Genomic DNA, 18,367 nt, shown 5'->3' with positions numbered 1-18,367 from the left:
ACCCGGCAGAAAGCATGAATCAGAAACCCGCTGATTTGGGAATCCCTATCGATTCAGGACGCTCGAAAACCGCTCTAGCAAAATTCGGGCCTTGACCATTCACTGGGTCCGAGGGTGTAGATCAGCATGTGGCCCTGCGTTTGTCGGACGACGGCCTTGTCCTTCTCTTTGGCAGCGCGGTAGTAGGCTGGCATCTCTTCCTCGGTCTGATCGACGCGGGGAGAGTATTTCGTTTGATGACGTCGTTCAGTCACAATGGCACCTTCGCAGATGTTTGAGTATCGGGGCCTGCTTCTACAAAGAAGCGACAAGACCGCGGCAACAGACTGACTAAAATTTATATCGAAACTTTGGTCAGTAGCACCCTACCGCGCGGTCAGTAGTCGGCAGGCGAGCTCTCTGTCACCCCAACGGGTCGAAAAGGTCTCGGAGACTTCGAACCAGCTGCCATCATTGCCGGCTCCATGGTTTGCGCCCATGCACGAGCATTGACACTCATGGCCGCGGGCCTCTTGGCAGGCGCGCGCGCATATCTCCTGTTCACGGTAAGGCTGGATAATGTAGACCTTGCCAAAACGCTCGAGAGCCCGGTCCACGAAATCATTGAACCACGCTTTAGGTAGTTCCCAATAGGCGTGCTTACCACCGATCCATTCGGGTTGGGTCCTTCGACCGTTCTGCAGCCATTGCCTATTCGTCTCCGCAAATGGCAGTCTCACCCTTAGACGCTCTCCCTTCCCGGTGCGTCGCAGGACGACCGGAGTCTCTTTCTGGTTCCAGACATAGTTGAGCGTGAGCCGATCCATCTTGCCTACCGCAGATCACCAACCATTGACCAATACTCCCGTTCTTGCTCGGCCTGCAGCTCTTCGAGGGTCACCGGAATGATTGAGAAGTCGAGATTGTACATCGGGATCTGCCATTCGTTGTAGAGCGTTCCGACATGCCGATCCTCCGCGGTGTCGAGGATAAGTTTTTCCTCGTCCAGTCTGGTCAATAGCCTTTCGGTAAGCACCCTTCCGTCGTGGTGATCCTCGCTTTCCCGGTACTCAAGTGAACCCCAGATTTCCGAAGTTGCATTCAGGCCTTTCGAAGTGAAAAGGCCAAGGTGCTGCATGGCCTCCGCCACTCGCAGCGCCCCGGGCGTCATTGAGGGGAACATTGAGCGATCGTGCCCGGATCGACGGGGCTCACTCCAAAGAAGGGTATCATCCTGGTAGGCTTCAACATCAGCGTAGAGACCGCTTTCGCGCTCGTAGACTGCCCAATTGGGCATGATGTATTCGCCCGCGTAACCTTCAACGTAGTGTCCGCGGCGTTGATGGTCGACGTATTCGCGCAATTGAGCGAGATCCGTCGGTTTCCAGCTGACAGCATCGGCGTAGATGAGGCGCGCAAGATGATCGTAGAACCATCCGATGATACGGTTGAGCTTTGAGGATATCAGTTTGGGCGGACACCGCACCGCATCCATGAGAATGAGGACCTTCGCGGCCTCCTCTTCGGCGAACCCTTCAAGGACCTTGGCTTCGCGCCGGAGGCCTTCCAGCTTCTGCGACGCGACCCAAAAGCCCTGCGCACTGTCCAAGATGATGGGCAAGCCTTCTGCGATGAAGTCTAAGCGTTGCTGCTGGGGTAGCTGACAGAGCCGTTTGGCTTGATGCAATCCAATGTCGGGACCCTTTGCTTTTTTGTTGCTCAAGACGCTGTCCAATCCTCGAAAGCCGTAAGGGGATAATTTGCAGTTCACTTTAATCGGTCATATACGACCGATAACAATTGATTTTGAACATAATCGGCCTTATATGACCGATTGAAGGATTTTCAATGTCGCATAGCAAGCGGCCATATGTGGCCTACAAATGCCGAAAATTGGATTATGAGGTCATATATGGCCGATAATAGATACATGGGCGTGAAAACACCAGAAACAATTTCGCGGGACATCGGCGAAAAGCTCGAGCGGCTGCGTCTCTCCCGAAACATTACGCAGGCCGAGCTCGCCCAGGACGCAGGCATTTCCGAGCGCACATTGAGACGCCTCGAATCCGGAGACAATCCCACACTCGACTCGCTCATCCGTGTCCTAATTTCGCTGAAAATCCAGCAAAACGTCGACCTCCTCGTTCCCGATCCGCGTGTCAGGCCAATAGAACGGGTGCGGACAAAGGGAGTCGAGCGTCAACGATCAAGTTCGACCAAGGCAACAAAGAAGACAAAGCAATGGGAATGGGGCGCAAAGAAGTAGACCATGGCTGAACCCTCAACCGATGCATCAATCAATCTCTGGGGCCGAGAGGTCGCGGCGGTTTCGTGGCTGCCGGAGGATGGGTTTGCCGTCTTCCAGTATGACCCCGAATTCGCCCAATCCGGGATAGAGCTGTCGCCGCTCGTGATGCCTTTGAGTCCGGACCCCTATTCCTTTCCAGCCCTGCCCCGGACAACCTTCAAAGGACTACCGGGAATGCTGGCGGATGCCCTTCCCGACAAATATGGCGATCGGCTGATCAACGCCTGGCTGGCAGAACAGGGCCGCAGGCCCGAGAGCTTTAATCCGGTGGAGCGCCTTTGTTATGTCGGAACTCGCGGAATGGGAGCCCTTGAATTCAAGCCGGCGCTGATGGGCTCGAACCGGAGGGCTCGTAAAGTTGAGGTCGCCAACCTCGTCCGCTTGGCCAATCTGGTCCTGAACGAGAAGGCCAGTCTGGAAGGCGTACTTGAGGGCGAGAACGACATTGCCGCGATCGATGATATCCTCAGAGTTGGCACATCGGCGGGTGGAGCCCGCGCGAAGGCTATTCTGGCCTGGAACCAGACCACAGGCGAATTCCGTCATGGCCAGATCGATGCTGGCGACGGCTTCGAACACTGGTTGATGAAATTCGATGGCATCGACAATAACCGCGACAAGGAAGAACCCGATCCGCAAGGGTTCGGCTTGATCGAGTACGGCTACTATCTGATGGCAACGGCCGCGGGCATCGAAATGACGCCATGCCGTTTGCATCATGAGGGTGGACGCAGCCATTTCATGACACGGCGATTTGACCGGCCCGTCGATGAGAACGGCGTGACACATAAGCTCCACATGCAGTCGCTTTGTGCCCTGCAGCACTACGACTTCAACGATCCGCGTGGCTACTCCTATGAGCAAGCCATCCTGACAATCCGCGAACTCGGTCTCGGCGCTCCAGCATTAGAACAGCAGTTTCTCCGGGCAATCTTCAACATCATCGCAAGGAACCAGGATGATCACGTCAAGAACATCGCCTTCCTCATGGACCAGGCCGGTGAGTGGACGTTGTCGCCAGCATTCGACGTGAACTACTCCTACAATCCGAGCGGCGACTGGACCGGTCAACATCAGATGAGCCTGAACGGCAAACGCGACGGCTACGCTATGGACGACCTGCTGGCCTTCGCGGAAACCGCATCGATAAAGCCAGCCAAAGCAAAGACACTCATTTCCAATGTCGGCGAGGCCGTTGCGAACTGGCCGAAATATGCGCAGGACGCCGGGCTTGATGACGAGACAAAACGAAGGCTTGGAAACGCCCACCGATCATTTCGCTGAAGCTTTCAGCAGACCCGAGACGGGAATTGTGGTCGACATAACTCAGGAAGCACCAGGCCCCGAGACGAAGGTCCTACAGTGTAGCAGGCAACAATTTGGCCAAGCCAAACGCATATGTGTTGAGACTGGACAAAGCGCGGGCAGAGGTCTTCGCCGATGCGTTGAATGAATCTGGCTTTTTTGCCGAGGCGGTTCCATCCTTTTCACATAGCCGCAATGTCCCTCTCGTCTGCTTCATCGTGGGATCGCAGGGACGGATCACCCACATAGCGAGCGGACGTCGCGGCGTGAACGCCGGCACAAAGCAAAGTCGCCTGAATGTGAATGATGTCGAGCCGCTCAAGACCCGGCTGACGGTGCAGAAGGTAATCAATGGCGTCCCTGCAAGAAACAGGAAGGTCGTCGCCGACAGATTCCGAAATGGCGGACTGCTGACACCCAAGGCGTTTGATGAGGCGATCGATCTGATCGTCCGCCTCGCCCCGGAAACAGCGAAGTCAATCGACCGCTTCACAAAGACTACGAGAGGTCGGCTCTCCAGGCTCAGCGATGAGGCGCGAGAAGCTCTAGGGCAGCAGAAGGAAGCCGTGGCGACAGCCATGTCGCTTGCCGGGATAGACCGCGCACCCTTGCGGGAATGGGCGCTGCACGAGGATGCGGTACCGCAGTCGTTCCTCGATGGATTATCGGAATCGCGCCAACGCGAGGATGAAATGATCGTAAGGGACCTTTCGATGGTCCCGGGCTACGAATTCATTCGCCGCGTACCAAATGCATCGGCGGCCCTGTTTCAAGACGAAGAAACGGGGAACCGGCTAACAGTTGTCCTAGCCAACCGGCTCCCACTCGAGGAACAAACCGGCACCGACCTCATCTACTATAATGAAAGGTTCAAGTCCTTCGTGCTGGTACAGTACAAGGCCATGGAAGCTGACGACAACGAAGGGTCAATCTTTCGGTTTCCAGAAAAGAAGCTCTCCGAGGAAATCGAACGCATGGAGGCGTTTCTCGAAGAGTTGAGAAAGCTGGAAGAGTCGGGAAGCACCGACGACTTCCGTCTGAACAACGATCCCTTCTTCCTGAAATTTTGCCCCCGAATTCAGTTCGAACCGGATTCAAGCGCGCTGACGAAGGGGATGTACATCCCCCTGTCGTACTGGAAGCGGCTTTCCGAAGACGACGCGCTTTTGGGGCCAAAAGGCGGCCGGCGTCTCGCCTATTCGAACGTGCGCAGATATTTCGATAATTCGGCGTTTGTCAGCATGGTCAAAGGCGCTTGGGTGGGAACGTGCGTCGATCAATCGGCCGTCATCGAGCAATGGATGCAAGCAATCATTGAGACGGGTCGTTCGATTACCTTCGCGGTCAAACCGGACGATGAACCCGACGGCGAAAAAGAAACTGTCCACATTGCGCCGGATTTAGGCCTCGACGGCATAGAAAGCGAAGATGATGCAGAAGAATTGATCCGGGTTATTATCGAGCGCGACTGAAGACTTCCGGAGGCATGCATCGCGGAAGACAGCGCCGGAGGATAGTTTTATGGCGGTCATCCGCAAAGTAGAGATTAGAAACTTCAGATCAATCAAGTCACTCGATTGGTGGCCGACCGATGGCGTGAACTGTCTCATCGGGGCCGGCGATGCTGGCAAGAGCAGCGTGCTGGATGCCATCGACTACTGCCTAAGTGCGCGGCGATCTCTGGCGATCAATGATTCCGACTTTCACAACCTCAGCGTCGAGAACGACATATCGATCACGCTGGTTCTCGGTCGGTTGGACGACAATCTGAAGAACTATGAGGCCTACGGCGATTTCCTGTCGGGGATGCGAGCTGCCGATGGCAGCATTGAAGATGAACCTGGACACGGTCTGGAGACCGTTCTCAGACTCAATCTTTCCGTGGCTGGCGACCTCGACCCGAGATGGCGCTTGATATCGAAGCGGGCAGAAGACAAAGGGCTCGATCGCGGATTGAACTGGAGCGATCGCATGGCACTGGCGCCAACCCGGCTCGGAGCTTGGTCGGAAAACAATCTCGCATGGCGGCGCGGGTCGGTTCTAAACCGGCTTAGCGAGGAGAAGCCCGATGCCTCGAAAGCGTTGTCGAACGCGGCACGGGATGCTCGGAAGAACTTCGGTACCGAGGCCGATAAACAACTTGGAGACGCGCTTGCGATCGTTACCAGGACAGCAAACGAGCTCGGTGTCCCGATCGGCGCTGCCGCAAAAGCGCTTCTCGATACCCATTCAGTATCTGTGAGCGGAGGGACGATCGCGCTTCACAACGAGCTTGGCGTACCTCTCCGAGGTCTCGGTTTGGGATCGACACGCCTTCTGATCGCAGGTCTTCAGCGCCAAGTGGCGGACAAGACGTCCATCCTCCTTGTCGATGAAGTGGAACACGGATTGGAGCCGCACAGGATCATGCGGCTCATCGGCTCACTCGGCGCGAAAACCAATCCGCCACCTCAACAGGTATTTGCCACATCGCACTCACCTGTCGTACTGCGCGAGCTTGGCTCCGAGCAGTTGTTCATTCTCAGGAAGTCGGCCGACGGACAACATCTGCCCCTTCCTGTGCCCGCCGACGCTCAGGGTACGCTTCGGGCGTTTCCCGACGCTTTCCTGGCGCCCTCCGTTCTCATTTGCGAAGGTGCCACCGAGGTAGGGTTTGTGCGGGGTTTCGATCAATTCTGCGTGGCGCACGACCGCGTTTCTCTGCAGGCTGCCGGTGTCGCGATCGTTGACTGCGGTGGCGGACATGCTGATCGGCCCTATGAGCGCGCGAAGGCCCTCACTGCTCTCGGATATCGCGTCGCCGTCTTTCGCGACGATGACGTCAGACCGTCTGCCACACTCCTCGCGGAAGTTACCCAATTGGGATGTCCGACGTTCACTTGGGACGATGGTCAGGACATCGAGACCGCCATCGTCGCCAATGTAAATGAATCCATTCTGCTGCAACTAATTGACTACGCGATTTCTGTTCATGGACAAGACTTGGTCGACGATCACATCAAGTCGGCATCGCAAGGGGCCGAGACCGTCGAGAACATAAGGGCCATACTGTACTCGCAGCAGCACACGCTGACCGGAGATCAGCGCGCTGTGGTTGCCCGGGCGGCGGGTGGGAAAAACGGCTGGTTCAAATCGGTCGGACTTATGGAACATGTCGCCAAAGAGATCCTCGCGTCCAATTTCGCTGGGGTGACTGAAGGGTTCAAGGCCCGGGTGAATAACCTCTTGATCTGGGCGCAGACGGTTCATGGATGAGCTAACCGTTCTCAATGCAAGCAAGGGGAGTGTTTCCGCGCCAGCGGGGTGCGGAAAGACCCATCTGATCGCGGCATGCATCAGAGCCTCAACTGACGGAAAGCCGATCCTGATCCTAACGCACACCAATGCGGGCGTTGCTGCCCTGCGGGGGCGGTTGGACGCCGCTGGAGTTCCGCGAACTCGCTACCGGATAACCACGATCGATGGATGGGCTATGCGCCTGGTCAGCACCTTTCCGCACAGGAGTGGCCAGCACCCGGACATCTTGAAGCTGAAGAACCCGGGCACCGACTATCCGGCACTTCGAGATGGCGCACTCGCCATTATCAACGGACAGCATCTATTGGGTGTAATCGAAGCGACCTACTCCAGGCTTATCGTCGACGAGTATCAGGACTGCATTGAGCAGCAACACGGCATGATCGCGCAGCTATCTGAGCTGCTGCCCACGTGTGTCATGGGCGACGACATGCAGGCAATCTTCGGTTGGGGAACGAACGTTCTCGTTGATTGGAAGAACGGCGTGGAGGCTTCGTTTCCATCGATCGGACAGCTGTCGACACCATGGCGTTGGGACAACGCTGGAGCGCCAAAGTTGGGAGAATGGCTCCTGTGGGCCCGGTCAGCGCTGCAGACTGGTGCTCCGATCGATCTCCGGAGCGCGCCGGATGAAGTGACCTGGATGCAGATCTCCGGTCCCGATGACATCCAAACGCTCACACGGGCGGCGTATGCCACTTCTCCCGTGTCAGATGGTGGAGCACTCATCATTTGTGACAGCCGTCGACCGAACCGGCATAGGGATATTGCCAGCCGGGTGAAAGGTGCTGTCGTCGTCGAAAATGCGGACCTGTCCGACTTCATTAGATTTGCCGAGCGATTTGATTTCGATGCGCCGTCCGCTACCGATGATTTGATTGACTTCGCCGCCAGTACGCTCACCGGGGTTGGAGCGGCGCAACTCAAACAGCGGTTGGTGTCACTTCTTGCCGGAAGGGCTCAAAAAGCCCCGACCGAAGTTGAAAAGGCGGCAATTGCGTTTTCCAGAAATCCCATTCCTATAGCCGCGGTCGAGCTACTTGTTGAGGTGAACAAGCAGGCAGGCGTTTCGCCACTTCGCCCTGCAATCCTGCGCGCCGCAATCCAAGCTCTTAATGGCTGTGTCTCCAAAGCGGATTTCTATGAGATGGCAGTTCGGGCTCGAGAGCAATCGCGTATCCTTGGACGCTCCGTTCCTCGTCGGGCCGTCGGCAGCACCCTACTCTTGAAGGGCTTAGAAGCCGACGTCTCAGTCGTCCTCGATACCGAGGTCTTGGACGCTCGTAACTTGTATGTGGCTCTTACGCGCGGCTCACGTCGTCTTGTGATTTGTTCGACGGGTCCGATCCTCACCCGGTCGGTCTGACGGTGTCGCAACGTTCGCATTGCACATAAAACTTACGCCATCCAGCCTTACTTCGGTAGCCTGTTTTTGAAAATGGATTCGCAATCCATAAAGGGCAGACCCTATTTGACCAACCTCAAATTGCCCCGTCTTGGTGTCACAGAAGCGTCGGGATTTGATGGAACTGCAACAGGTACAAGACCAAATAGCAGCTTCACAATTTCCGACTCGGGAACAGCCAGTAGTTTAGACAGGTGAGCTACCCCAGACCCATGAAGTCTGAGGTCATCTAGAACCTTTTTCCAAACCTGTGATTGTTCTCGACGCACTGGCACTGGCTCTTCCGTGCGCCACCCACGTCGCGAAATCTCCATGAATAATTGCTGGTAGGTCCATTTCGATATCAATCCGACTTCATGCAGACGATAAGTCATGGCTGCTACTGACACCGCCCAAGTTCTCTTCAGTTCAACGACTTTCGGCAAGCCAGACACGCGCCCTATTGCTCGCAAGGGTGCCTCCGGCATCAGGAATGCGGCGGCAAATTCATTGGCTTGCTTCTCGGCCTCTAGTCCGTTTGGAGCAGCATGTTTGTGAAGAACCAAATGCCCCAATTCATGAGCGGCATCGAACCGGCTCCTTTCCGCAGACTTCTGCGAATTGAGAAAAACACAAGGCCTTTGCCCGCGCCAAACTGAAAAAGCATCAACTTCTTTTCCATCCTCACCCAATGAGAAAACGCGCGCACCATTCAATTCGAGGAGGTGAACAACGTTTTTGATTGGGCGGTTCCCGAGCCCCCATAAACTGCGCAACCCCGCAGCAGCGCTTTGCGGAGTATCCTCTCTCATATCGGGTACACTCGGACTGGGGAGATCAAATTCCGCGTCAAGCCAATCAGATAAAAGAAATGCAACCGCCCCTGCAGCAATTGCCCCATCCCGCTGCCGCGCGGTCATTTTGCTCATGGATCTGAAACTGACGCCTTCAACGCGAGGAATATCCATGTCGTCCAATAAGAAAAACGCCATAGGAAATCCGAGAATGCGAGCCAGCTTCTGAGCGACCTCGTCACTAGGAAGATATTCACCCGCCTCGTAGCCCGTCACCGAGCGGGGTTCTATTCCGACTTTTTGGGCGAGTTCCTTCATCGTCAGGCCTGCGCGCTGACGGGCAACCGTTAGCCGTGATTTATTGAACATCACGCAGCCTTGCGCTTTACAGGAACGTCAATGTCAGAATCTTCGATAGGATCCTCTGCCGGCACACCACCATCAACACTAGGCAAGGGAATGAAGATGCGTTCAGCCCAGTCTGTGACGTTCCGGTCATCATAAGCGGAAGGTAAAGAGAGCTCAGCTCGGCAGGCGTCGTCCTCGATATGAACCAGCAACATCCATGTAGGATAACTCAAGATGGATGCGGCTCTAAGAAGTTCCGCTTCTATCGTCTCAGGGAACATGTCCGACTCGAGCGTGTTTTTGAGAACCGCAGCCTCTGTGAAAAGCCCCTTTAATGATTTGGTTTTGGGTGAGCCTGGAACACAACAAGTCAAGGCATCCGAGCTCGCAACCACAATGTTGATTTGGGACGAGTCGTTGATCACCAAGGAATAGTTGCTTGGGTCGTCCTTACGCCAGCCAAGTGGAAGCAACTCTTCCCGCAATGTCCGAACCACAAATCTCCAAGCCTCAGTGCCGGGAATGAATGGCGGGTCATTGTCCGTACAGTTGAGGCGTTCAGTATGCCCTGCCAGGACGGCTCTCACCACCGCTTCTACTGATACATTGAGCTCTGCAAGTCGTCGTCTGGCGTCAAATGGTTGTTGATAAACGACAGTCGCTATGGCCATAGAATCGCTCCAACTTCATTTTCTTAACCTTCTAGCAGGTTTAAAAAATGAAGTGAAGCATTTTCGTACGGATGACGTTTAATCAAATCCTGCAGCGGGCGACCTTCGAGTGCCACATATATTATGGGCCTCTATCACGTTTCCAAAAGTCGGCACTGAAGTTGTTCAGATGGCCGCGATCATCGGTCTTGGTCTCGAACTCGTCAGGGATGACAGCACCGTCATGCCCTTCGCGAAAGTAATCTCGCACTGACCAATGCGCCAGTTGCTCGAGATGCTCCCACTCTCGGCGCAGGTCATTCTCACGGTCCTCTGCTAGCTTTCTAGCGCTTGGCTTTCGTTTCGGCTTCGGCTGCATGGCTGCGTAAGGATCACGGCGGGGACGAACCTTGTGTTTGAAGAGGATGGAGCCGGAATTCCAATCGTCTTCTGCGCTCATTCGCCACCGATAGCTGACACGGACACGCATGTTCTCGGTCAAACTGAATGGGGGCATTGATGGATCGAATACATGAAATACCTGGCCCTCACGCTCCTCGACCTCCAATCGCTGCTTCATCTGACTGACCGCAAAGGTCAGATCGCGACCAGCCTTTTGCGCGAGATACAGCGTCTCCTCGCGCTTCTTGGCGGACTTTGCCTTCCGGTAATCGGCAAGCGCTCCATCGAAGTATCGCAGCTTGTTGGACACATAGTCTCCGCAATCGTGGAGCGGCAGATTGCTGAATTTGCCGTGTTGCTCATAGGTGATGGCCTCATCGATCAACCGATCAAGCTCGCGTTTGTCGATCGCGGCGATTGCGCGTTTTTCCCGGTCTTCAAGGTTTATCAGCCCCATCAAGTCCTCCGTCGATCATGAAACATTGGCACAATCATAGTATCCCCCACGCGCGATAACGTCCCCTCCCCGTCAACTCACGCACGCCGAGCTCTCCGACCAGGTTCAAAGCCCCTCGCGGCGTAATCCTCGCAGCCTTCGCGACCATGTGCGCCGACACGATCGGCCGCGACATCAGCAGATCAACGGCGACCGGAAGGCTACTGGTCGTCCGCCGGCCTGATGCCTTCCGTTCAAGCTGCCGTTTCGCGAGCGTCAGTCGGTCGATATCCTTCATTCCAGCCGCGGCGGCCGCGCTTATCGCGTCGAGAAACGCGACAAGTCTGGTCGTCCTATCGCGTGCACGCCGGCGTTCACGCGGAATTTCACGCAGTCCGACGGCAAATGCCAGCAGGTGAGATCGGACTTTTCCGCGCGATCGCAGGAAATCCGAAACGAGCACCTGCCCGAGCCAATGCTGGCGCTGCAGGGGTTCCAGGTGTTCCCATGCATCCCAGAGAACCGCGGCGGCAAGCGTGGCCGGAAGCCGTTCGACCTTCTTGACCAGCTCGAGCCACTCACCGATCCGCTCGCCCTCATCCCAATCCGGATCGCGAATGAGTAGTTCGCCGACACTGAGCTCCGGCTCCTGCTTCTTCCGCTTGGTCGGCTCGTTGCCATCGACAAGCCATTTCGTGCGGGCAAGGACCTCGTCGATCTCGGCCAGCTCGGGCGACAGCGCATCGTGATCGAGCAAGTCGAGCTCCACCCCCTCCCCTCCCCTGTCGACGGGTTCGGCTTCGATGGCGGTCTCTTCCGCGACGCCAGCCAGCGCCATGATCCCGGACCGCGAAACCGCCCATCCGGGATCGTTCCTCGAGACCCGGCGCCGCGCCCGCACGATGCGGTGTGCAATGACGAGCTCATGGCTCGGCGCGCGTATGTCCATTTGTGCGTCGTGAAGAACGAGGTCCTCGAGATGGACGAGTTCGCCGGCGACCCACATACTGGATATGGAATCGAAGAAATCCGCCCGTTCGGCAAAGCCGGCCCCAACCTCAGATCGGGCGACCCGCTCATCAAGCCGGGCAAGCGCGTCCTCCGCGGCCGCTATCGGCCCCAGGAGGGTCTCGTGGTTCAATCTGCCGATTTCATAAGACATTGATTAACCATAACGAATAGTTCGCTTCGGAAGCTATCACGCTTTTCGTTTCCGTCACACCGGTAATTCTCAAGCCCCTCTATAAATAAGGAGCGCTGCGGTCTTCGGGATTGAACAGAAACCCGGCAATCGGTGCTCAGATCGACGAGAGAGCCCGTTTTTCCGGGGTTTTTGGGGCGTTTGGTTGTCAGAAAGGCATTCAAGATACGTTTACAAACGATCCGTTATCCGTATCTTCTATGTTTGGAAAAACGGCTCTCAATGATCTCTCAGGCACAGCAAATGGCCGCTAACACGCATAATCGCACCTCGCGTCGACCACAGGGACGGCTTATCGGCTACGCGCGCGTCTCTACGGACGAGCAGGCGACACAGGCGCAGGAAATGGAGTTGCGGTCGGCCGGCTGCGAAATGATCGTCGAGGAACACGGTTCCGGGGCTTCTCGCGCCCGTCCTGCCCTCTCACGGCTTGTTCAGGACATCGGTGCCGGCGACACGCTCGTCGTGGTGCGGCTCGATCGCCTGGCACGATCCGTCAGCCACCTGCTGGATGTCATCGAGGACCTGACGGCAAAGGGCGCGCATTTCCGGTCTCTGAGGGATCCGATCGACACGAGCACGCCCCAGGGCATGTTCTCCCTGCAGGTGCTCGGCGCCGTGGCTCAGCTTGAGCGGGCGTTGATTTCGGAACGCACCAAGGCCGGGATCGCAGCGGCAAAAGCGAAGGGCCGGCTTCCTGGCAATCCCGGAATTCGCGAACGGCGGCCGGAAATGCTCTCGAAGATGAAACTCGCCCAGAAGGCCGCCTATGGTGAACGGCTCCAGGCGACTGCCTCACAGTGGCTTCCGACCGTCAAGCGGATGCGTCCGGACCACACATGGGACGACATCACCCGGGTTCTCAAACAGCGCGGTTTCGACTGGACGCCAGAACGACTGCGACGCGCGGTCAAATGGATGGTCTCGGAAGGGATGGCCGATGCATCGCTCTTGCGGAAATCGCCGCCGCGGCCGCCGGAGCATCGTCTCATGACGCTCGTGGCCGGGATCCATTCGTCCAACCCGGAGCTCACACTGCGCGAAATCGCGAACCAGCTCGAGCGGCTGCATGAGCGCACACCGCGGGGCGGCACCAAATGGGCGCCCTCTTCCGTCAAGAACCTCATCGACCGCGCGAAACGCAGCGGCCTGATCGACGCCGGCTGACGCACGGGCCTGGCGAGAACCCGTTCTCCTACGTCCAATCCGCGTCATGAATTCCACTTTTTCATCGACTGACGAAGAGCATCAGACACTTCGAAGCCCGCTTCCCGGCTCTCGGGTGTTTGCTGGGCCTGAGAAGACGCCTGGGCCGCGGCCTTGTCCGCCTCGAGCTTGGCATTCAACAGCGCCATGATCATCGGCCAGGCCGAGAACCTCCCTTCCCGCGCCTTGTCGGTCAGGCTGCGCAGATAGCCGCCGGCACTGTTGATCTGATCGGCGCGCTGATAGATCGCGGCAAGCGTAATCGTCGCGTGCTTATCGCCGAGAACCTCGCAGGCCTCGCGCCAGGCGCTCGGGCTGACCCCAAGCATGACGCGGCCGACTTCCGCGGCCGCCAGAAAGTCCCGCCAGTTGCGGATTTCGCCGTCCTTGGCCAGATCGCGCCAGCCTTTGCACGCATCCAGCACAATACCCAATGGCAATTCCCGCTTCGGCAAGCTCCGCAGGTTGTCGTTTTCCTCGGCGGTGCCGCTCGCTTCATCTTTTTTTCGAGCGCCTCTTTCAGATTCAGATATGGAGTCTGGGTTTGAATTCTGTATGTGGCGCTCAGAATGAGACTCATTGGCGCTCACATTTTCTGATTTCGCGAATGATTCCAGTGCCTCATGCACTTCGGCCCAGAGCAATTCGAGATCCTCACAGACGGCCTCTAGAACCTGGCGTGGCGCTGTGCGGGGAAGCCTGGCCATGATTTCCTGATAGGTCCGCGTCATCAGGCCCCAGTCGCCCGGTACGCCCTCCTCGAGGCCGGCGTCAATCATCTTGATGATATCCCGCCGCAGTAGGGTCAGGCGCTCTCTTACGGCCTTGTAGGCGCGTTTCTCGGCCTGGACGGCCTCTGCGAGCTCCGCGAACTCTTCGGCGCGAGCGACGATCGGCGAGAGATCGAAGCCATAGGCCTGTTCGACCTGGCCGCCCCTGCCCTTGCGCGCGAACCGTTTGCCGTTCGGACTGTCACGGCGGATGATCAGCCCACAGTCGACCAGGCAGGCCAGATGACGTCTAAGCGTCGCCGGCGACATACCGTTGGCTCGAGCCGTCAGTTGCTCGTTGGAGGGCCAAACGATCAGTTCGCCTTCTGCCGTCAGCTCGTTTTCCGGATGGAACGACAACAGTGCGTTGAGGATCGCCAAAGCACGATCGGTTGCGCCGAGCGGCTCCTTGGCATCTCGGATCGCGTGAAAGGTCTTCCACTTTTCGACCCTGGCGCCTTGCGGCATGGATTTCGCGGCGACTTGGCTTGCCATCAGGCCAAGCGTCATCGGCCGCCGCCCAAAGGGCGTCGTTGTAATATGCGTCTGCATTTTCTTTCACCTATCGCTAGGCAATAGAAAACTGCTCGCCGAAAAGGCGTTCTCGGCTCAAAAGAGCCTTGACTGTGATTCTCGGAAGTGCGATTCTCTAGCTACCAGACTAAGAGAGGGCTTCCGGAAGCGATTTCGGTGGCCTTTTTCTTTGCCAAATTTCCCTTGGCCGAGGGTCTCGGCCGTTGATTCAGTCGCCGCCCTCCTCTCTGCTGGATTGAAATTCCCGATAAAGATCGTCGAGCTGCGCGGAAACGTAACGCGCGAACTCCGGTACGACCTTGTCTTCGAATGTGAGCGTCGTTCGCCCGTTGCGGTCCTCTATCTTGGCCGCTCGCTTTCCGGTCGGTGTTTTCCAGATATTGGAGCTTGCGGATTTCTTCCCGGTCTTCTTGGGTTCAACCGCGCGCAGGACTGCTTGAAACCGGGCATCGCTGTTGGCGCCGGCAATCTTGTCATCGGTGAAGATGGTATCCGCCTCGAAGGAATCCCCGGCATGCTCGAGCCCCTCCGCCAACTTGAGCCAGCGCGCACGACCGGCCTTTGGTGCTGGTCCGATGCGCTTTACGAGGTGTTCCGGGACCCGGCGTGCAACAGCTATGTATCTGCTGACGTCAGCTTTGTCCGAACACAACGCCGATACGATCGTCGACCGGTCGCAGCCGGAGTCTTCCAGATTTTTGGCAAAGAACGCCTTCTCAATGAATGAGAGATCTTCGCGATCAAGGTTCTCCCGGCCTTGGGCGACGATCAATTCCTGGTCCGTCAGCTTTCGAATGATGGCGCGGACCGGCCGGTTGAGCATCTTCGCGGCTTTGAGCCTGCGGCGGCCATAGGCAATTTGGAACCGCCCTTGTCCGGCCGGACTGGGCCGAACCAGAATGGGGACCTGCTGGCCATTGTCTGAAATGGACTGCACAAGTTCGTCGAAGGCCGGATCAACATCGGTCGGGATCCGGTCGGCTATGGGAGACTGTTCAATGGTATCGGGCTCGATCTCAACGACGACGTCACCTTTCTCCAGCTGCTCCTGGAGCCGGGTCGCGAGCTTGGCACCATCGGTCATCTGCTTCAGGGACGTTCCCATCGCCGATATGGCGCCTGTGCGGACGCGTTCCGACGGTTTGTCGTTTTCGCCTGCAGCCGGTGTCGGCTTCTTGAGATAGAGAGAGTTGATTGCGTCTTTGCGGCTCATGACTGCACACCCGGGTTTGACAATTCGGTCCGGGGCAGGGCGCTTGTTGGGAGCTCCCAACAAAGCTGCCCTGCACCCATCGCTTCTGCCGCGTCACGGGTCTGTTGGAAGCTCCCAACAGCCGTGAAACCTGGCCGAGCACCTCGAGGCAAAACTTGCGTGTTGGGAGCTCCCAACACCGTCAATTCAGATGTAAAACCCGCTGGAATCATAATCGCTCCCAAGCCGCACGCATCAGCTCTTCGATCTCGCCGTTGACCGCGCTCAGGGACTCCATCGCACGATCGTATGTGCTTCTCGTCAAATTCCCGGGTCCAATCTCATACAATGTCTGCTTCGTCAGGCCGGCATCCGAGATCGCGGCTGATTTGACCATCGGGTTGGTGAGAACATGGTCGTCGAAGAGATTGCGGAGCAGCGCGACGACTTTCGTTTGCGGTGCGTCTTGCGGCTCGTAACGCGTCAGCAGGTATCGGACGAAGTCGAACTTGAGCTGTCCGCCAGCGTCACGAACCACCCCAAGCAGGTCACGAGTCATCAGAAGGAACTGGCTCATCGATGACACGTCCAGCATCTGCGGATGAACCGTGACGATCATCGACGTCGCGGCACACAGGCCGCTGAGCGTCAAGAAGCCGAGTTGGGGAGGGCAATCAATCACTACAACATCGTAGTGGTCAGCAACGTCGTCGAGGGCGCTTGCGATCCGGGCAAAAAAGATTGCTCCACCATCGGCCGCAGTACCATCCGCGAGGGCTTTGGGCGTCGTATGTTCGAACTCCATGAGTTCGAGATTGCCGGGAACCAGGTCGAGACCGTCGAAATAAGTATTGCGGATCACATCACCGAGCGGCCTCCGCTCCTCGTCATATCGAATAGCGGCGTAAAGCGTCTCGTTATGACCGACGTTCAACTCGGGCAGGACACCCAACAAGGCGGACAAGCTCGCTTGAGGATCAAGATCCACGGCGAGGACGCGATACCCCTGAAGTGCCAAGTATTGTGCAAGATGGGCGGAGGTCGTCGTCTTGCCCGAGCCGCCCTTAAAATTGGTAACAGCAAGCACCTGGAGATGCTCGTTCTCGCGCCGGTGTGGAACGAACTCGATCGCCTCGCGTCCGCGGGCGTTTCTTGCGAAGATCTGTCGTATCTCGTTTATGTCGGAGAGTGAGTATAAGCGTCGTCCGTTTGTCGTGGTCTCCGGCTGTGGGCCTTCACCCGCCAAGGACATTTTTCGGAGCGTCGAATCCGAAACCCCGATCAGCTTAGCGGCTTCACCTGAGGTGAACTTGCGAAGCGCCTTGCTTGCGGCGGGGGGGAATAGGGCCTCGCTGATGCTGTGCAGCTGTGAACCCAGAAGCTCAGCGTGCGCACCAATGACGTCGTCGACATCAGGAAGGTCTGATCTGTTAATCTGCATCGGAGCGTTCACGCTAATCTCTTCAATCACGGTTATTTCGCAGAACGGGCGAATTTCCGTGATCATACCCAGGAAGCGTGGCCCAGCAAGATTATTTTGGTTAACGAACCCTTAACACGAGTCGGCTGCAAATCCGAAAATCGCTACCAATAGGGCTATTTTCCTGTTATTTTCCATGCTGTTATCGCAACATGGTCAAAAGCGTCGCCAGATTCTTTCCCCGGCATATTTGCCGGGGCCTATCGATAAATCTTCCGGTCGGCAGACTTCGACAAGCCGGAATCCGCAGAAATCGGCCAATTTCACACCCGACTCAGCAAAGTGAGTCGCCTCAAGGCCCCAGCCAGGAACGGTTCCGGCACCAATCAGGGGACGACCCCGGCAGAACTGCCGGGATGACCGATTCCGCCTCATGCGGCAAAAGCCGCAACTCACGTTTGAGTAGCAGCGGCGGATGTAATGCAAACCTTGTTTGGTCGTAATGATGGTGCCCGGATTGCACCGAGTGGAGGAGCGCTATGACTGCGTCGTCCTCCCGGTCACGGCTGATCCGCAAGCTGCGCGATGCGCTTGGTGAGACCATCTGTGCCGCGCTCGAAGACGCAAATGTCGTCGAGGTGATGCTCAATCCGGACGGCCGGCTGTTCGTTGAACGGCTAGGGGAGGGGATCGAGCGCATCGGTGAGCTCAAGCCAGGCGCGGCCGAGATCATTATCGGCAGCGTCGCCCATGCCCTGCAAACTGAGGTCGACGAGGACCAGCCGATCATCTCGGGCGAGTTACCGATCGACGGTCATCGCTTCGAAGGACTGTTGCCGCCGGTGGTCAGCGCACCGAGTTTCACAATCCGCCGGCGCGCGTCCCGCCTGATTCCGCTTTCCGATTACGTATCGAGCGGCGTCATGACCAAGCTGCAGGCCAGCCTCATCCGCCACGCAGTCCACGATCGCCTGAACATTGTCGTTTCGGGTGGGACCGGCTCGGGCAAGACGACGCTGGCCAATGCGGTGATCGCCGAGATCGTCAGCGAAAGGCCCGCACACCGTCTGCTCATCCTCGAGGACACGGCCGAGATCCAGTGCGCCGCGGAGAACGCGGTTTGCCTGCACACGACGGA

Annotated in this window: 15 protein-coding genes; 7 read left to right on the top strand and 8 right to left on the bottom strand. The window is 57.2% G+C overall.

Annotated elements, in window-relative coordinates; all coding sequences use genetic code 11:
• Positions 1-811 precede the first annotated feature (811 nt).
• Positions 812-1,702 (bottom strand): hypothetical protein, encoded by an 891-nt coding sequence (locus tag LC343_RS24360; RefSeq protein WP_223479751.1) that lies wholly within the window; start codon positions 1,700-1,702, stop codon positions 812-814.
• 207 nt (positions 1,703-1,909) lie between these two features.
• On the opposite strand from LC343_RS24360, the gene LC343_RS24355 reads away from it, so the two are divergent.
• The 5 genes from LC343_RS24355 to LC343_RS24335 all read left to right on the top strand — a co-directional run bounded on the left by LC343_RS24355 (position 1,910) and on the right by LC343_RS24335 (position 8,258).
• Complete coding sequence (locus tag LC343_RS24355) at positions 1,910-2,248, top strand: helix-turn-helix domain-containing protein (protein ID WP_223479750.1); 339 nt, start codon at positions 1,910-1,912, stop codon at positions 2,246-2,248.
• A gap of 3 nt (positions 2,249-2,251) precedes the next feature.
• The gene (locus tag LC343_RS24350; RefSeq protein WP_223479749.1) at positions 2,252-3,574 is read left to right on the top strand and encodes a type II toxin-antitoxin system HipA family toxin; all 1,323 of its coding nucleotides are present in this window, start codon (positions 2,252-2,254) and stop codon (positions 3,572-3,574) included.
• A gap of 95 nt (positions 3,575-3,669) precedes the next feature.
• Positions 3,670-5,067, top strand: a complete 1,398-nt coding sequence (locus LC343_RS24345) for a hypothetical protein (RefSeq protein ID WP_223479748.1) — start codon at positions 3,670-3,672, stop codon at positions 5,065-5,067.
• Positions 5,068-5,116: 49 nt separating this feature from the next.
• The gene (locus LC343_RS24340) at positions 5,117-6,850 is read left to right on the top strand and encodes an ATP-dependent nuclease (protein WP_223479747.1); all 1,734 of its coding nucleotides are present in this window, start codon (positions 5,117-5,119) and stop codon (positions 6,848-6,850) included.
• Entirely contained in the window at positions 6,843-8,258 is a 1,416-nt protein-coding gene (locus LC343_RS24335) for a UvrD-helicase domain-containing protein (protein ID WP_223479746.1), read from the top strand. Before LC343_RS24340 ends, LC343_RS24335 begins: the two co-directional genes overlap by 8 nt.
• A 101-nt stretch (positions 8,259-8,359) precedes the next feature.
• Here the strand turns inward: LC343_RS24335 and LC343_RS24330 are convergent, their stop codons facing one another.
• The 4 genes from LC343_RS24330 to LC343_RS24315 form a co-directional block, all read right to left on the bottom strand.
• Positions 8,360-9,439 carry an ImmA/IrrE family metallo-endopeptidase gene (locus LC343_RS24330; RefSeq protein WP_223479745.1) on the bottom strand — a complete coding sequence of 360 codons (1,080 nt, stop codon included), beginning with the start codon at positions 9,437-9,439 and terminating at the stop codon, positions 8,360-8,362.
• Positions 9,439-10,089 carry a hypothetical protein gene (locus LC343_RS24325; protein ID WP_223479744.1) on the bottom strand — a complete coding sequence of 217 codons (651 nt, stop codon included), beginning with the start codon at positions 10,087-10,089 and terminating at the stop codon, positions 9,439-9,441. Before LC343_RS24325 ends, LC343_RS24330 begins: the two co-directional genes overlap by 1 nt.
• A 121-nt stretch (positions 10,090-10,210) precedes the next feature.
• The gene (locus LC343_RS24320; protein ID WP_223479743.1) at positions 10,211-10,927 is read right to left on the bottom strand and encodes a hypothetical protein; all 717 of its coding nucleotides are present in this window, start codon (positions 10,925-10,927) and stop codon (positions 10,211-10,213) included.
• A 34-nt stretch (positions 10,928-10,961) separates the two neighbouring features.
• The gene (locus tag LC343_RS24315) at positions 10,962-12,068 is read right to left on the bottom strand and encodes an RHE_PE00001 family protein (protein WP_223479742.1); all 1,107 of its coding nucleotides are present in this window, start codon (positions 12,066-12,068) and stop codon (positions 10,962-10,964) included.
• A 282-nt stretch (positions 12,069-12,350) separates the two neighbouring features.
• Here LC343_RS24315 and LC343_RS24310 point away from each other — a divergent pair, with 282 nt between their 5' ends.
• On the top strand, positions 12,351-13,274 hold the full coding sequence (locus LC343_RS24310; protein ID WP_223479753.1) for a recombinase family protein: 924 nt from the start codon (positions 12,351-12,353) through the stop codon (positions 13,272-13,274).
• Positions 13,275-13,318: 44 nt separating this feature from the next.
• On the opposite strand, the gene repC is transcribed toward LC343_RS24310, so the two are convergent.
• The 3 genes from repC to repA all read right to left on the bottom strand — a co-directional run bounded on the left by repC (position 13,319) and on the right by repA (position 17,250).
• On the bottom strand, positions 13,319-14,635 hold the full coding sequence (gene repC / locus LC343_RS24305; protein ID WP_223479741.1) for a plasmid replication protein RepC: 1,317 nt from the start codon (positions 14,633-14,635) through the stop codon (positions 13,319-13,321).
• Between the two features lie 190 nt (positions 14,636-14,825).
• Positions 14,826-15,830, bottom strand: coding sequence for a plasmid partitioning protein RepB (repB, locus tag LC343_RS24300; protein ID WP_223479740.1), 1,005 nt, complete (start codon positions 15,828-15,830; stop codon positions 14,826-14,828).
• Positions 15,831-16,038: 208 nt separating this feature from the next.
• Positions 16,039-17,250, bottom strand: a complete 1,212-nt coding sequence (gene repA / locus LC343_RS24295) for a plasmid partitioning protein RepA (protein WP_223479752.1) — start codon at positions 17,248-17,250, stop codon at positions 16,039-16,041.
• 518 nt (positions 17,251-17,768) lie between these two features.
• Here repA and LC343_RS24290 point away from each other — a divergent pair.
• Positions 17,769-18,367: ATPase, T2SS/T4P/T4SS family (locus LC343_RS24290; RefSeq protein WP_223479739.1), on the top strand; the 599-nt coding region annotated here is incomplete at its 3' end.

The sequence above is a fragment of the Oricola indica genome (genome assembly GCF_019966595.1).
GTDB classification, from domain to species: domain Bacteria; phylum Pseudomonadota; class Alphaproteobacteria; order Rhizobiales; family Rhizobiaceae; genus Oricola; species Oricola indica.
The sequence above is the reverse complement of the archived record's forward strand: the minus strand, read 5'-3'. Positions and strand labels throughout refer to the sequence as shown.

Coding starts and splice junctions, on each gene's coding strand:
- repA (WP_223479752.1), bottom strand. CDS start 17,250: ATGCAGATTAACAGATCAGACCTTCCTGATGTCGACGACGTCATTGGT.
- LC343_RS24350 (WP_223479749.1), top strand. CDS start 2,252: ATGGCTGAACCCTCAACCGATGCATCAATCAATCTCTGGGGCCGAGAG.
- LC343_RS24335 (WP_223479746.1), top strand. CDS start 6,843: ATGGATGAGCTAACCGTTCTCAATGCAAGCAAGGGGAGTGTTTCCGCG.
- LC343_RS24320 (WP_223479743.1), bottom strand. CDS start 10,927: ATGGGGCTGATAAACCTTGAAGACCGGGAAAAACGCGCAATCGCCGCG.
- LC343_RS24355 (WP_223479750.1), top strand. CDS start 1,910: ATGGGCGTGAAAACACCAGAAACAATTTCGCGGGACATCGGCGAAAAG.
- repB (WP_223479740.1), bottom strand. CDS start 15,830: ATGAGCCGCAAAGACGCAATCAACTCTCTCTATCTCAAGAAGCCGACA.
- LC343_RS24330 (WP_223479745.1), bottom strand. CDS start 9,439: ATGTTCAATAAATCACGGCTAACGGTTGCCCGTCAGCGCGCAGGCCTG.
- LC343_RS24310 (WP_223479753.1), top strand. CDS start 12,351: ATGGCCGCTAACACGCATAATCGCACCTCGCGTCGACCACAGGGACGG.
- LC343_RS24340 (WP_223479747.1), top strand. CDS start 5,117: ATGGCGGTCATCCGCAAAGTAGAGATTAGAAACTTCAGATCAATCAAG.
- LC343_RS24325 (WP_223479744.1), bottom strand. CDS start 10,089: ATGGCCATAGCGACTGTCGTTTATCAACAACCATTTGACGCCAGACGA.
- repC (WP_223479741.1), bottom strand. CDS start 14,635: ATGCAGACGCATATTACAACGACGCCCTTTGGGCGGCGGCCGATGACG.
- LC343_RS24315 (WP_223479742.1), bottom strand. CDS start 12,068: ATGTCTTATGAAATCGGCAGATTGAACCACGAGACCCTCCTGGGGCCG.